The sequence below is a fragment of the Ruminococcus champanellensis 18P13 = JCM 17042 genome (assembly GCF_000210095.1).
GTDB classification, from domain to species: Bacteria; Bacillota; Clostridia; order Oscillospirales; family Ruminococcaceae; genus Ruminococcus_F; species Ruminococcus_F champanellensis.
In genome coordinates, this window is the sequence record NC_021039.1 from 928,394 (window position 1) to 943,351 (window position 14,958).

Consider the following 14,958-nt stretch of genomic DNA (forward strand, 5'->3'; position numbering starts at 1 on the left):
TGTAGAACTCTTGTTTTTTACTAGCCAAAGGGCGGGCAGATATGTTATAATATAAAAGTGCGATTTAGCCGTATTGCCCTGCGCATACGGATACATGAAAAATTGGAGGACGAAAAGAATGAGTTTGAAATCATCCGAGAAAATTGACGTAAATACACAGGAACTTACCTTTGAGATTTCCGCTGACGTGTTTGAGGACGCAGTGGAGAAGACCTACCAGAAGCAGAAGAAGAATATTACTCTGCAGGGCTTCCGGAAGGGCAAGGCTCCCCGGAAAATGGTAGAGAAGATCTACGGCGAGGGCGTGTTCTATGAGGATGCCATCAACAGCCTGCTGGGCCCTGAGCTGGGCAATGCCATCGAGGAAACCAAGCTGGTTCTGGTGGACAGACCCAAGGTTGAGGTAACATCCATCAGCAAGGAAAACGGCATTGTCATCAAGGCAACCTGCATTACCAAGCCGGAGGTTACCGTTCCGGAGTATAAGGGCATAAAGGCTCCGAAAAAGGTCAAGGATGTTACTGACGATGAGATCAACGCACAGATCGATGTGCTGCGTCAGAGAAATGCGAGAATCGTTTCCGTGGATGACCGTCCGGTTCAGAACGGTGACGAGGTCAACATGGACTTTGAGGGCTTCATCGATGGTGTAGCATTTGACGGCGGCAAGGGCGAAGGCTTCCCGCTGACCATCGGCAGCGGTCAGTTCATTCCGGGCTTTGAGGATCAGCTGGTTGGTCACAGCATCGGCGAGGAATTCGAGATCAATGTGACCTTCCCGGAAGAGTATCAGATGCCGGATCTGGCTGGCAAGCCTGCAACCTTCAAGATCAAGATCAACAGCATCAGCGTCAAGGAGCTGCCTGCGTTCGACGATGATTTTGCAAAGGATACCTCCGATTTCGATACTGCTGAGGAATTCCGTGCAGATATGAAGAAGCACATGGAGGAGAACGCAGAAAAGTCTGCGGCTTCCGCATTTGAGAACTATGTGTTCGATACCCTTATCAAGAACACCGAGGCTGTGATCCCCAATGTTATGTTCGAGCATCGGATCGACACCCTGATCCAGAACTTCGAGCAGTCCCTCCAGCAGCAGGGTATGTCCCTGGACATCTACCTGCAGTACACCGGCATGACCATGGACGCATTCCGGGATACCTTTGAGGAGCGGGCGCAGAACGAAGTAAAGCTCCGCCTGGCACTGGAGAAGATCGCAGAGATGGAGAACATCCAGGTGACCGAGGAGGAGATCAACGAAGGTCTGGCACCCCTGGTTGCACAGAGCGGTCTGGAGCTGGAAGCCATCAAGAGCCGCATCCCCATGGAGGACTACATCGTGGATCTGAAGGTTGGCAAGGCTGCTGACCTGGTGAAGGAAGCCGCTGTGGTTGACAACACCATCGAAGAAGAAAAGCCGGCAGAAGAAGCTGCTGAATAATCGGAAGCATATATCCACCTCGTATTGATCGGGGTGGATATTGTGGTAATAGATCATTTGTCAGAATATCGGGAAAGGAGAGATGCGTGCAGCCGTGCGCATCGACAGAAACAATGAGCTTAGTACCATATGTAGTAGAACAAACCAGCCGGGGAGAGCGTTCCTATGATATTTTCTCCCGGCTGCTGAACGACCGGATCATTATGCTCAGCGAGGATGTAAACGATACCACCGCAAGCCTGGTGGTGGCACAGCTGCTGTACCTGGAGAGCCAGGATCCGGACAAGGATATCAGTCTGTATATCAACAGTCCCGGCGGTTCTGTCAGTGCGGGCTTTGCCATCTACGATACCATGCAGTATATCAAGTGCGATGTTTCTACCATCTGCATCGGTCTTGCCGCGTCCATGGGCGCATTCCTGCTTTCCTCCGGTGCCAAGGGCAAGCGCTTTGCTCTGCCCAACAGTGAGATCATGATTCACCAGCCTCTGATCGGCGGCGGTGGTTTATCCGGCCAGGCAACCGATATCCAGATCCGCACAGAGAACCTGCTGCGCACCAAGGAAAACCTGAACCGGATCCTGTCTGAGAACACCGGCAAGTCCATTGAGGACATCCGCCGGGATACGGATCGTGACAACTTCATGACCGCCAACGAGGCGATGGAGTATGGACTCATCGACAAGGTTATTGCAAAGAGGTAATCGGAATGCCAGAAAATTTTAAGAAGTGCAATTTCTGCGGTAAGGGCGAAAACAAGGTACAGAGCATGTTTTCCGCAGGAGATGTAAATATCTGTGACGAATGCGTCTGCTATTGCTATGAGCTGCTGTATGGGGCGGATGCACGGCCAAAGGGCAAGGGCAAGTCCCGGAAAAAGTCGGCTGAAAAGGAAATGAAGCTGCTGAAGCCGGCAGAGATCAAAAAAGTCCTGGATGAGTATGTTGTTGGTCAGGACGCTGCCAAGGTCGCACTGTCCGTTTCTGTATACAACCACTACAAGCGGATCTTCAGCCAGGATGACGGCGAAGACGTGGAGCTGCAAAAGAGCAACGTGCTGTTGCTGGGGCCTACCGGCGTGGGCAAAACCTTCCTGGCACAGACCCTGGCACGAACCCTGGACGTGCCCTTTGCCATTGCGGACGCTACCACCATCACCGAAGCCGGCTATGTGGGGGACGATGTAGAGAATGTACTGCTGCGTCTGATCCAGGCGGCGAACTACGATGTGGAGGCGGCGGAGCGTGGCATCATCTACATTGACGAGATCGACAAGATCGCCCGCAAGTCCGAGAACACCTCTCTGACCCGGGATGTCAGCGGCGAGGGCGTACAGCAGGCTTTGCTGAAAATCATTGAGGGCACCGTGTCCAACGTACCTCCTCAGGGCGGCAGAAAGCATCCCAACCAGGAGTTTATCCACATCAATACCAAGAATATTCTCTTTATCTGCGGCGGTGCTTTCGATGGGCTGGAGCGTGCCATTTCCAAGCGGCTTCAATCCTCCTCCCTGGGCTTCGGGGCGGATGTGATCTCCAAAAAGGCGAAGATCAAAAACATTTTCCGCAAGGCAATTCCCCAGGATCTGGTGAAATTCGGCATGGTGCCGGAGCTTGTGGGCAGACTGCCCATCATCACTGCCCTGGATGAGCTGGATGAGGCGTCCCTGGTGCGGATCCTTACCGAGCCGAAAAATGCCCTGGTGAAGCAGTACTGCAAGCTGTTCGGCTATGACAACATTGAACTGGTCATTGAGCCGGAAGCGCTGGAGGCGATTGCCAAGCGTGCTCTGGAGCAAAAAACCGGTGCCCGGGGACTTCGTGCGATTCTGGAGGATATCCTGATGCAGTGCATGTTTGATGCTCCTTCAGAAAGCGGCATCGCCAAGGTAATTGTGAATGCAGCCTGCGTACAGGAGCATAAGCAGCCTTTGATGCTGAACCAGGATGGTGCGCCTGTGGGCGAGTCCGCATAACATGTGAAATGCGTTGTATCATTTTGATGTGTATAATGCCAAAGGAATGGCGGGGGTCCTCCCTGCCATTCTTTTTTACTGCTGTCGCCCGACGCTCAAAAACCCGTTGCATAGCCAGACTGCGGAGCCTGCCGATTTTGGTTTGCCATATTGGATTTTTGTCGGAATGAGGGAATTTTCGCACAATTTTCACACGGTTTTCCTCTGCAATTCACTTGCATTATTCCCCGAAATCCTGTATAATAGGTGTAGATTCCAAAGGGATCGGAACTTTCCGCACATCCTGCACAGGTGCGGAAACGGCGACTGGACCGGTGCAGCGGTAGATTGGATAGAGATATGAAACCGGATGAAAAGCTGACGATCAGACCGAAAACAGAATGGCTGCCCACCATCGCAATGCGTGGGCTGGTGGCATTCCCCGGTATGGTCATGCATTTTGATATTGCAAGGGATCCTTCCGTCAAGGCAATTGACGCTGCTCTGCATGGGGATCGCCGTGTGTTCCTGGTGGCGCAGCGGGATGTGTTTACGGAAGAACCCGGCCCCAAGGATGTATATAAAGTAGGCGTGATCGCCGAGGTGCGCCAGACTCTGAAGACCCCGGACAATGTGCTGCGGGTACTGATTGAGGGTGTGGACAAGGCAAAGCTGCTGACTCTGGATACAGAAGGGAAGTATTTGCAGGCACAAGTGCGGAAGGTGCCGGATTACGGCAGAGCCAGGGTGGACGAAACCGAGCTGACTGCCTTGGCACGATCCGTGAAGGAAGCATTTGAGCAGTACTGCCAGCTGGTGCCCCGGATGCCTAAGGAATTGGTGGCATCTGTGCTGTGCCAGGATGACCCCTACGAGATCTTTGACAATGTGGCGCATAATATGAATCTGGACTTTGCTGCCAGACAGCAGCTGCTGGAGGAGAACAATATTCTTGTCCGGCTGGGCATGCTGTACGGATTCCTGAACAGGGAAGTGGATATTCTGAATCTGGAGCGCCAGATCCAGGAGGAAGTCAAGGAAAATGTGGACAAAAGCCAGCGGGATTACTACCTGCGGGAGCAGATGAAGGTGATCTCCTCCCAGCTGGGGGAGGACGAAACCGGGCAGGATGATGCCTATGACTACATGGAGCGAATCGAAGCCCTGGAGCTGTCCGAGGAATGCCGCAATAAGCTGATGCGGGAGGCGGAGCGTCTCACCAAGATGCCCCCTTACACCCAGGAATCCTTTGTGATCCGGAATTATCTGGATACTTGCCTGGAATTGCCCTGGAATCACAGTACCAAGACCAAGCTGAACATCGAAAAGGCGGCTAAAGTGCTGGATAAGGATCACTACGGCATGAAAAAGGTGAAGGAGCGTATTCTGGAGAGCATTTCCGTACACGCCCTTGTGCCGGAGGTGACCGGGCAGATTCTGTGCCTGGTGGGACCTCCCGGTGTGGGCAAAACCTCCATCGGCCGTTCCATCGCTAAGGCGTTGGGCAGGGAATATGTGCGGGTATCCCTGGGGGGTATTAAGGATGAGTCCGATATCCGGGGCCATCGTAAGACCTATGTGGGGGCAATGCCCGGCCGGATCATCAATGCCATGAAACAGGCGGGCACCAATAATCCCCTGATACTCCTGGACGAAATTGACAAAATGAGCAATGACTTTAAGGGGGATCCCTCCTCCGCCATGCTGGAGGTGCTGGACAGCGAGCAGAACAAGACCTTCCGGGATCACTTTATTGAGCTGCCCTTTGATCTGAGCCATGTGCTGTTCGTGACCACTGCCAATACCACCGATACCATTCCGGCACCCCTGCTGGATCGTATGGAGGTCATTGAGCTGAGCAGCTACACCCGGGAGGAGCAGTTCCACATTGCCAAGGAGCATCTCTACCCCAAGCAGTTGAAAAAGCATGGTCTGCGGCAGAACCAGATGAAGATGGAGGATTCTGCGTTCTATGATCTGATCGATTTCTACACCCGGGAAGCCGGTGTCCGGAATCTGGAGCGTCAGGTGGCAACCCTTTGCCGGAAAACTGCCAAGGTGATCGTGGAGGGATCTGCAAAGCGGATCATCTTCTCCGCAGACAACCTGGAGGAATATCTGGGGGTACACAAGTTCCTGCCGGATGTACACAGCGACCGGAACGAGGTGGGCGTGGTCAACGGCCTTGCATGGACTTCCGTGGGAGGCGTGCTGATGCCGATCGAGGTGCTGGTGCTGGATGGCAAGGGCAGCGTGGAGCTGACCGGTTCTCTGGGAGATGTGATGAAGGAAAGCGGCAAGCTGGCTGTCAGCTATGCCCGGCTGGTGGCTGGACAGTTCGGCATTGACCCGAATTTCTACAAGACAAAGGATCTGCACATTCATGCACCGGAGGGGGCAGTGCCCAAGGATGGCCCCTCTGCCGGGGTTACCATGCTGACAGCGGTCATTTCTGCACTGTCCGGTATTCCGGTGCGGAGCGATGTGGCAATGACCGGGGAGATCACCCTGCACGGCAAGGTGCTGCCCATCGGGGGACTCCGGGAAAAGACCATGGCGGCATACAAGGCAGGCATTCGCACGGTGATCGTGCCCAAGGCGAATCAGCCGGATATCACAGAGGTGGATCCGGTGGTGCGGGATGCCATCACCTTTGTGTATGCGGAAACCATGTCGGACGTGCTGTCCGTAGCTCTGGAATCCGTTCCGGCGGATCTGGCGGCATCTACGGTGTATAATCAGACAGAGCAGGGAAAGCAGCCGGGTCAGATGCCGGTGCATTCCTGAGGAGGCAAGCATGCAGTTTAACAAGGCGGAATTTGCTGCGGCATACGGATCCTTCTCCCAGATTCCGGCGTGCAGCCGGATGGAGATCGCCTTTGCAGGCAGATCCAATGTGGGAAAGTCCACACTCATTAACAAGATCTTCAATCGAAAAAATCTGGCACGGGTCAGTGCCGTGCCAGGAAAGACCGCTACCATCAACTTTTATCAGCTGGAGCATGTATATTTTGTGGATTTGCCCGGTTATGGCTATGCAAAGGTGGCAAAGTCCGAGAAGGAACGCTGGGCGGGATTGATCGAGGGATATCTGAATTCGGAGCGGGATATCCGGCTGATCTTTCTGCTGATCGATATGCGGCATGCTCCTTCAGCGGACGATCTGCACATGATCGACTACCTGGTGGAGGCGGAGCTGCCCTTTGTGGTGATCCTCACCAAGGCGGACAAGCTGAAAAAGATGGCACGTCAGGCTCGGATGGAGGCGTTTGCACAGGAGATCCCGTATTTTTCGGAGCTGACCGTGATTCCGTTTTCCTCCCAGACCTTTGAGGGTGTGGAGCAGGTGCGGCAGATCATCACCGAGCTTGCAGAAGAAGGTGACTAAGAAGCGACCTGCTTTTCATAAAAGCAGGTCGCTTTGCTGTGTGAAGTACCTGGGATGGCGGCTTTTTTGGAGGGAAAGTGATATGATAACGGGGCGATTTATGATGTATTTCTTGCAATCTTCATTTGATCATGTAAGACATGAACATGATAACTATAACAGAGAAGAATTGATTGCAAATACTGCAAAAATATTCGGAGAAACTATCTCTCACAGAGAATTAAAGACAAGAGCAAGACTTTGGTATGCTGCGGATCATTTAACAAACGTCAATTTATTAAACAGGCTATCCCATTCTCCATATATCGAAGTTCGGGAAAGTGTAGCAGCAAATGTACACACATCGACGGAAACTCTTGAAACATTACTGCGAGATAAAGATTTTCAAGTCAGAGAAGCAGCTATTTCAAATCAAAATACACCGTTATCAAAGATATATGAACTGCTTCATGATGATCATGAAGATGTTCGTAAGGCAGCGGAACGTAGGCTTCAATCAGAATAACTAACAAATCAGATTTGTTACGCATGCAACGTATCCTGCGTTAACCGATCCATCTTCAACTGTGACAGCGACTTCGGCGCATTCATGCAACACCGTGCAGGGCTTGGACGGCGTTGCCTAATATGCATGATAGCGCTACAATGCTTTGTGTAGGATTGTCACAATAGGCTTGCGGGACAGGCGGAAATGTGATATACTAATAATGTACTGCATACATTCTGCGGTACTGTCTGGATCGAAGGAGGAAAGGAAATGACCGGAACACAGTGTGCCCGGGCAGTATGCGACCGGCTGGAGCAGGTCTACCCGGATGCTGTCTGCGCACTGCATTATCAGAAGCCCTACGAGCTGATGATTGCTGCACGGCTGTCTGCCCAGTGTACGGATGCCAGGGTGAACATTGTCACAAGAACCCTCTTTGAAAAGTATCCCACCCTGGAGTCGTTTGCCAATGCAGAATTGACGGAGCTGGAGCAGGATATCCGGCCCTGCGGCTTTTACCACACCAAGGCCCAGAGCATCATCGGCATGTGCCGGCGGATTCTGGAGGTGTACGGCGGCGAGCTGCCCCATACCATGGAGGATCTGCTGACCCTGCCGGGTATCGGCAGGAAGACGGCGAATCTGCTGATGGGGGATGTGTACGGCAAGCCTGCGGTGGTGACGGATACCCACTGCATCCGCATTTGCGGACGGCTTGGTCTGACCCGACATAAGGAACCGGCAAAGGTGGAGGCGGATCTGTGGAAGGTATTGGAGCCGGAGCGTGCTTCGGATTTCTGCCACCGGATCGTGCTGTTCGGCAGAGAAATCTGCCGTGCCCGGCATCCCAGATGTGAGGGCTGCCCTTTGCAGGATCTGTGTCCGGATTTTCATGATAAATTCCCAAAAAGGCTTGACAAACAGGCGTAAGCATTGTAAACTTATGTTATGTGTTTGTGACTCGGAAAAAAGAAAACTAAGGCAGCACCGCATGGGGTCTGCACGGCAGATTCAGTGCGTGCTGTCCAAAGTATATAACAGTAAAGGCGGAAAATTGAATGGGTATTTTTGAACGCATTTTCGGCTCCTACAGCAAGAAGGAGCTGGCTCGGATCGAACCGATCAAGAACAAGGTGCTGGATCTGGAGGATGAATATAAGTCCATGTCCGATGCAACGCTGAAGGAACAGACTGTAAAGTTCCGGGAGCGGTTGAGCAACGGCGAGACCCTGGATGATATTCTTCCGGAGGCATTTGCAGCAGTCCGGGAGGCGGCTGACCGTGTGCTTGGCAAGCGTCCGTTCCCTGTACAGCTGATCGGTGCCACCGTACTGCATCAGGGCAGAATCGCCGAGATGAAGACCGGTGAAGGTAAGACCCTGGTGGCATGCGTTGCATCTTATCTGAATGCGCTGTCCGGCGAGGGCGTTCATGTCATTACAGTCAATGACTATCTGGCAAAGACCCAGTCCGAGGAAATGGGCAAGGTGCATCGTTTTATGGGGCTGACCGTTGGCTGCATCCTGCACGGGCTGAACAATGACCAGCGCCGGGAAGCATACAACTGCGACGTTACATACGGCACCAACAATGAGCTGGGCTTTGATTACCTGCGTGATAACATGGTCATTTATAAAAAGGACAAGGTACAGCGCGGACACAATTTTGCCATCGTGGATGAGGTGGACTCCATCCTGATCGATGAGGCAAGAACCCCGCTGATCATTTCCGGCAGAGGGGATAAGTCCACAGAGCTGTATACGGTTGTGGACAAATTCGCCAAGACTCTGACTGCCACCACCGTGGTGGAAATGGACGATAAGCTGGATCAGGATGAAGCCAACGAAGAGGCGGATTACATCATCGACGAGAAGGCAAAGACTGCTACCATCACACGCCGGGGCGTCCGGAAGGCAGAGAAGTACTTCAACGTGGAAAATCTGATGGATCCGGACAATATGACTCTGCTGCATCACATCAACCAGGCACTGAAGGCAAACGGCATCATGCACGCAGACATCGACTATGTGGTCAAGGACGGAGAAGTCATCATCGTGGATGAATTCACCGGCCGTCTGATGCTGGGCAGACGCTTCAATGACGGTCTGCACCAGGCCATCGAAGCAAAGGAAGGCGTGAAGATTGCCAACGAGAGCAAGACTCTGGCTACCATTACATTCCAGAATTACTTCCGTCTGTACAACAAGCTGTCCGGTATGACCGGTACGGCAATGACCGAGGAAGACGAGTTCAAGGAAATCTACAAGCTGGACGTGATTGCCATCCCCACCAATAAGCCGGTACAGCGTATCGACCACGAGGATCGGATCTACAGAACCGAAAAGGGCAAGTTTGAAGCCATCATCGACCAGGTCTGCGAGTGTCATGCCAAGGGGCAGCCGGTGCTGGTTGGTACCATTTCCATTGAAAAGTCCGAGCTGCTGTCCCGGATGCTGACCCGGAAGGGCATCAAGCACAATGTGCTGAATGCAAAGCAGCATGCCCGTGAGGCAGAGATCGTGGCACAGGCAGGCAAGCTGGGTGCAGTGACCATTGCAACCAACATGGCGGGCCGTGGTACGGATATTATGTTGGGCGGTAACGCTGAATTTCTGGCAAAGGCAGAAATGCGCAAGCAGGGCTACGAGGATGATATCATCAACGAGGCTGTGGGCTATGCGGATACGGAGAATGAGCAGATCCTGGCGGCAAGAGCTGTTTACAAGGAACTGTATGACAAGTTCAGTGCCGAGGTCAAGGAAAAGGCAGTGGAGGTCAAGAAAGCAGGGGGATTGTACATTCTGGGTACAGAGCGGCATGAATCCCGCCGGATCGATAATCAGCTTCGCGGACGTTCCGGTCGTCAGGGTGACGAGGGCGAAAGCTGCTTCTTCCTGTCCGTAGAGGATGACCTGATGCGGATATTTGCCGGGGAGCGTCTGGAAAACATGATGCGTACTCTGAACGTAGAGGAGAACATGCCCATCGAGAGCCGGATGCTCACCAAGATCATCGAATCCTCCCAGAAGAAGGTGGAGGGCAGAAACTTTGCGATTCGGAAGAATGTCCTCAACTACGACGACGTTATGAACAAGCAGCGTGAGATCATCTACGAGCAGCGTGCAACCGTGCTGAACGGAGACGATATCCACGAGTATATTCTCAAGATGATGGAGGAGCTGATCGACTCTACAGTGGATCAGTATCTGATCGACGACGACAACAAGGAAGACTGGAACCTGGTTGGGCTTCGTGACCACTTCATGGGCTGGATCACCGTGGACGGGGATCTGGAATACGAGGGTGAGGAGTATGAGTCCATCACCAAGGATGAAATCAAGAAGTTCCTGACGGAGCGCACCTTGAAGGCATATGCGGACCGGGAAGCCCACTACGGTGCAGAGACGCTTCGTGAGCTGGAGCGTGTGATCCTGCTGAAGGTAGTGGATACCAAGTGGATGGCGCACATTGACGACATGGACGAGCTGAAGCGGGGCATCGGTCTGCGGGCAATGGGCAACAAGAACCCGGTTGTAGAGTATCGGTTTGAAGGTATGGATATGTTCGATGCAATGATCGACTCCATCCGGGAGGATACTGTTCGCCTGCTGCTGACCGTTCAGCTGCAGCAGAACCAGGTGCCGGAGCGTGAGCAGGTAGCAAAGCCCGATGCACCCAATGCAGGCGCCGGTGACGGCAGCTTTTCCAATGCACCGGCAAAGAAGAAGATCGGCCCCAATGAGCCCTGCCCTTGCGGCAGCGGAAAGAAGTATAAATTATGCTGCGGAATGAAGAAATGATCGAACAGGGAAGGGCGCTGGCTGCGGACTGCCGGCGGGAGCTGACAGAGCATATCCTGCCCTTCTGGAATCAGCTTTCTGACCCAAGAGGGGGATTTTACGGCAGGATGGATGCGGCGCTGAAGCTGTATCCGGACGCCCCCAAGGGTGTGATTCTCCATGCCCGGATCCTCTGGGCATACTCCAGCGCCTATCTTGCATTGCAGGATCCGGCTCTGCTGGAGCATGCAGCACATGCCTACCGGTTTCTCCGGACATGCTGCTACGACAAAGCATATGGGGGCATGTTCTGGTCAGTCACGGCACAGGGGGAGCCCTGCGACACCATCAAGCATACATACAATCAAGCGTTCTGCATATATGGGCTGTGCGCCTATTACCGGGCGAGCGGGGATGTGACCGCCCTGGAGCTTGCAGAAAAGCTGTTCGACACCATTGAGAAGAAAACACCGGATGCCTACGGCTACGGGGAGGCATTTACCCGGGACTGGCAGCCGGCGGACAATGAGGCGCTTTCCGAAAACGGATTGTCTGCGGTGAAGACCATGAACACGGTGCTGCATCTGGTGGAGGCTTATACGGAGCTTTACCGTGTGACCCGACGGGAGCAGGTGGCACAGCGGCTGCGGTGGCTGCTGGATCTGACCCGGAACCGGATTTATGATCCGGAGCGGTGCGCACTGCGGGTGTTCTTTGACGGACAGTGGAATGAAATCGGGGATGTTTATTCCTACGGTCACGACATTGAGGCAAGCTGGCTTCTGACCCGTGCCTGTGACGTGCTGGAGGATGAAACATATACAGCGGCGTTTGCGGAGATTGCCGTCCGGATCGCCGGAAAAATTCAGTCCTGCGCCCTGGAGCAGGGTGCGCTGAATGATGAATATGCGGCAGGAAACATCAACAAAAAGCGTGTCTGGTGGGTGGAAGCTGAGGGTGTTGTGGGATTTCTCAATGCGTATCAGCTCAGTGGTGATCCTGCATTTTTCCGGACGGCTCAGCAGCTGTGGCGGTACATCCGTACATACCAGATCGACCGCAGAGAGGGCGGCGAGTGGCATGCGGAGGTGGCGTTTGACAACGTGCCCATGCAGGTGTTTGACATGGCTGGGCCTTGGAAGTGCCCCTATCACAACAGCCGGATGTGCCTGGAAACGATGCAGAGGATCCGGGCTATGACGCAGGGTTGATGCAACGAAACAGGAGGGAAAGAACAGCATGAAGGTCAAACTCAGCAAGCAGGTTCTCGTTGCGGCATGCAGTCTTTGCACTGCGGCAGCTATGGCGGCCACCACTGTAATGCCCGTTTTTGCGGACGCAGGGGAGAAACCGCCGGAGGTCACAGAAGAGGAACGGGTGTTCCCGGATCCGGACAGTTTCAGTTATGATGACGTAGAGATCAATTTTGCGAAGGCTTTGCAGTATTCCCTGTATTTTTACGATGCGAACAAGTGTGGCCCCGGCATCACCGGAGGCAATCTGGAATGGCGGGGAGACTGTCATGTGGAGGATGCTACCATTCCTCTCAAGCCCATGGGAGAGGATTTCAAGGGCACGAACCTGTCCCAGGAATTCATCGACGAGCATAAGGATCTGCTGGATCCGGATGGGGACGGACTCATCGACTGCTCCGGCGGTATGCACGATGCGGGAGATCATGTAAAATTCTGTCTCCCTGGCAGTTATGCCGCATCCACCGTAGGCTGGGGCTACTATGAATTCCGGGACGCTTATGTGAAAACCGGCACGCAGGAGCATGTGGAGGACATCCTGCACTGGTTCAACGATTTTTACATGAAGAGCACATATCTGGACGAAAACGGTGAAGTGGTGGCATACTGCTACCAGGTGGGCGAGGGCAATATCGACCACAATTACTGGATCGCACCGGAGCTGCAAAACGAAAATCTGCTGGACTTTGCCCGTCCCGCATACTTTGCCACAACAGAAACCCCTGCCTCCGACATGTGTGCCGGCACGGCGGCTTCCCTGGCCATCAACTACCTGAACTTCAAGGACACGGAGCCGGAGTATGCAGCCGAGAGCCTGCAAAAGGCAATCGCCCTGTATGACTTTGCAGTCAAGACCCATACCGAGACGGAGGGCTTGAAGGTCACCAGTCTGGGCTATGACGGGGGCTTCTACACCTCCAGCTATGACTACGACGAACTGGCGTGGGCAGCTGTGTGGCTGTATGAATGCACCGGCGAGTGGGACTATATTGACGACATCATTCATGTGGATGAAACCGTAACCGGGGACATGGGGGCACATCCCTACACCGGTTATCTGAAGCGGATCATCGCCGACACCGGAAACTGCTGGCAGAACATCTGGGTACACTGCTGGGATACGGTATGGGGCGGTGTATTTGCAAAGCTGGCGCCCATCACCAACATCTCCCGTGACTGGTACATTTTCCGGTGGAATCTGGAGTACTGGTCCGGCATGAACGAGCAGGATGCTGCGGCTGCACCTACCAAAGCAGAGAAAAACAACGTTACCATGGCGGCAAGCGTGCCTGCGGTGACTTCTCATAAGGACTTCGGTCTGGACGATCAGATCTGGAACACCAAGATCACGGCGGAGGAAATTGCGGATCTGCCCACCAAGGATGGCGCATTCCTGGCAAAGACGCCGGCTGGCTTCTCCATGCTGAACGAATACGGCTCCGCCCGGTATGACGCTGCCGCACAGCTTTGCGCATGCGTATACGCCAAGGAAACCGGGGATAACACCTTTGTAGACTGGGCAGAGGGACAGATGGAGTACATCATGGGCAAAAACCCCATGAACCGCCCCTACATTGTTGGCTATTCTCCTACGGCAGCAAGCCATCCCCATCACCGGGCTGCACACGGTTCCAAGACTCTGAACATGGACGATCCCCAGACCCAGACCCATGTACTCTGGGGCGCACTGGTAGGCGGGCCGGATGCCAGCGACTGGCACCGTGATATTACCAAGGACTACATTTATAATGAGGTTGCTGTGGACTATAACGCAGCATTCGTTGGGGCATGTGCCGGTCTGTATAACTTCTGCGGCACGGAGGATATGAAGCCCCAGTCCAATTTCCCGCCCTCCGAGGCTTCCATGAAGGGGGACATTGTGGAATACAAGCTGAAGGCTTCCATCGGTCAGGAAGACAACATGGCAACGCAGGTACTGGTGGAGATCGATAACTCCAGCTTCCTGCCGCCCCATTATCTGAAGGAAACCAAGGTGCGCTACTACTTCAGCATTGCAGAGCTTCTGAAGAACGGACAGACTCTGGACGATCTGACTGTCCGGATGGACTATGACGCAATGAAGTCCAATACGGACGGCAAGCATGAAGTCACCTACAATGTGGTGCAGTACAACGACAAGGGGGACTGCTACATTGAGCTGACCTGGACGGGATATGAATTCTACGGAACCATGCAGTTCCAGTTCGCCCTGATGGCACAGGTGCAGAATGAGGAGTATACCTTCATCTGGGATCCCACCAATGACTACAGCCGTTCCGGTCTGTCTACCTGTGATGAACTGGGTGTGACGCTGGCGGAGGCGCTGACCGAATACGATCTGATCACCATGTACGTGGATGGAGAGCATGTATGGGGCAAGGCGCCTGCGGATGCGCAGGAGGATGAAACCCTGTACGGAGATGTGGACTGCAATGGCACTGTGGAAATCGCAGATGTTGTGCTGCTGTCCCGGTATGTGGCACAGGACAAGGATGCAAAGGCGGTCACTGCACAGGGACTGCTGAATGCGGACTGTGTGAAGGACGGCACTGTGGATATGGAGGACATTACAGCCATTGCACGGTATCTGGCACACTTGATTGAAGCATCCCAGCTTGGAAAGGCATCTTAATCAAATACGCAAAATCAAACGGTA

At 53.6% G+C, this 14,958-nt stretch carries 10 protein-coding genes; all 10 read left to right on the plus strand.

What is annotated here, in order from left to right; genetic code table 11:
- The first annotated feature begins 118 nt into the window (after nucleotides 1-118).
- A complete protein-coding gene (tig, locus tag RUM_RS04155; protein WP_015557945.1) occupies nucleotides 119-1,441 on the plus strand; it encodes a trigger factor in 1,323 nt (440 codons plus the stop codon).
- A gap of 113 nt (nucleotides 1,442-1,554) precedes the next feature.
- Nucleotides 1,555-2,145: an ATP-dependent Clp endopeptidase proteolytic subunit ClpP gene (gene clpP, locus RUM_RS04160; RefSeq protein ID WP_015557946.1), complete on the plus strand. Its 591-nt coding sequence runs from the start codon at nucleotides 1,555-1,557 to the stop codon at nucleotides 2,143-2,145.
- 5 nt (nucleotides 2,146-2,150) lie between these two features.
- Nucleotides 2,151-3,416, plus strand: coding sequence for an ATP-dependent Clp protease ATP-binding subunit ClpX (clpX, locus tag RUM_RS04165; protein ID WP_015557947.1), 1,266 nt, complete (start codon nucleotides 2,151-2,153; stop codon nucleotides 3,414-3,416).
- Nucleotides 3,417-3,755: 339 nt separating this feature from the next.
- Nucleotides 3,756-6,182 carry an endopeptidase La gene (lon, locus tag RUM_RS04170; protein WP_015557948.1) on the plus strand — a complete coding sequence of 809 codons (2,427 nt, stop codon included), beginning with the start codon at nucleotides 3,756-3,758 and terminating at the stop codon, nucleotides 6,180-6,182.
- 10 nt (nucleotides 6,183-6,192) lie between these two features.
- Nucleotides 6,193-6,783: a ribosome biogenesis GTP-binding protein YihA/YsxC gene (gene yihA / locus RUM_RS04175; RefSeq protein WP_015557949.1), complete on the plus strand. Its 591-nt coding sequence runs from the start codon at nucleotides 6,193-6,195 to the stop codon at nucleotides 6,781-6,783.
- Nucleotides 6,784-6,865: 82 nt separating this feature from the next.
- Nucleotides 6,866-7,288, plus strand: a complete 423-nt coding sequence (locus RUM_RS12560) for a HEAT repeat domain-containing protein (RefSeq protein ID WP_147645558.1) — start codon at nucleotides 6,866-6,868, stop codon at nucleotides 7,286-7,288.
- 252 nt (nucleotides 7,289-7,540) lie between these two features.
- A complete protein-coding gene (gene nth / locus RUM_RS04180; protein ID WP_015557951.1) occupies nucleotides 7,541-8,200 on the plus strand; it encodes an endonuclease III in 660 nt (219 codons plus the stop codon).
- A 128-nt stretch (nucleotides 8,201-8,328) separates the two neighbouring features.
- Entirely contained in the window at nucleotides 8,329-11,070 is a 2,742-nt protein-coding gene (gene secA / locus RUM_RS04185) for a preprotein translocase subunit SecA (protein ID WP_015557952.1), read from the plus strand.
- The gene (locus RUM_RS04190) at nucleotides 11,049-12,260 is read left to right on the plus strand and encodes an AGE family epimerase/isomerase (protein WP_242821749.1); all 1,212 of its coding nucleotides are present in this window, start codon (nucleotides 11,049-11,051) and stop codon (nucleotides 12,258-12,260) included. Before secA ends, RUM_RS04190 begins: the two co-directional genes overlap by 22 nt.
- A gap of 28 nt (nucleotides 12,261-12,288) precedes the next feature.
- Entirely contained in the window at nucleotides 12,289-14,934 is a 2,646-nt protein-coding gene (locus RUM_RS11995) for a glycoside hydrolase family 9 protein (RefSeq protein WP_015557954.1), read from the plus strand.
- Nucleotides 14,935-14,958 lie beyond the last annotated feature (24 nt).

Excerpts from the sequence above, each read along its gene's own strand:
- tig (WP_015557945.1), top strand. The coding sequence starts at position 119 with ATGAGTTTGAAATCATCCGAGAAAATTGACGTAAATACACAGGAACTT.
- nth (WP_015557951.1), top strand. The coding sequence starts at position 7,541 with ATGACCGGAACACAGTGTGCCCGGGCAGTATGCGACCGGCTGGAGCAG.
- clpX (WP_015557947.1), top strand. The coding sequence starts at position 2,151 with ATGCCAGAAAATTTTAAGAAGTGCAATTTCTGCGGTAAGGGCGAAAAC.
- secA (WP_015557952.1), top strand. The coding sequence starts at position 8,329 with ATGGGTATTTTTGAACGCATTTTCGGCTCCTACAGCAAGAAGGAGCTG.
- RUM_RS12560 (WP_147645558.1), top strand. The coding sequence starts at position 6,866 with ATGATAACGGGGCGATTTATGATGTATTTCTTGCAATCTTCATTTGAT.
- yihA (WP_015557949.1), top strand. The coding sequence starts at position 6,193 with ATGCAGTTTAACAAGGCGGAATTTGCTGCGGCATACGGATCCTTCTCC.
- RUM_RS11995 (WP_015557954.1), top strand. The coding sequence starts at position 12,289 with ATGAAGGTCAAACTCAGCAAGCAGGTTCTCGTTGCGGCATGCAGTCTT.
- RUM_RS04190 (WP_242821749.1), top strand. The coding sequence starts at position 11,049 with ATGCTGCGGAATGAAGAAATGATCGAACAGGGAAGGGCGCTGGCTGCG.
- clpP (WP_015557946.1), top strand. The coding sequence starts at position 1,555 with ATGAGCTTAGTACCATATGTAGTAGAACAAACCAGCCGGGGAGAGCGT.
- lon (WP_015557948.1), top strand. The coding sequence starts at position 3,756 with ATGAAACCGGATGAAAAGCTGACGATCAGACCGAAAACAGAATGGCTG.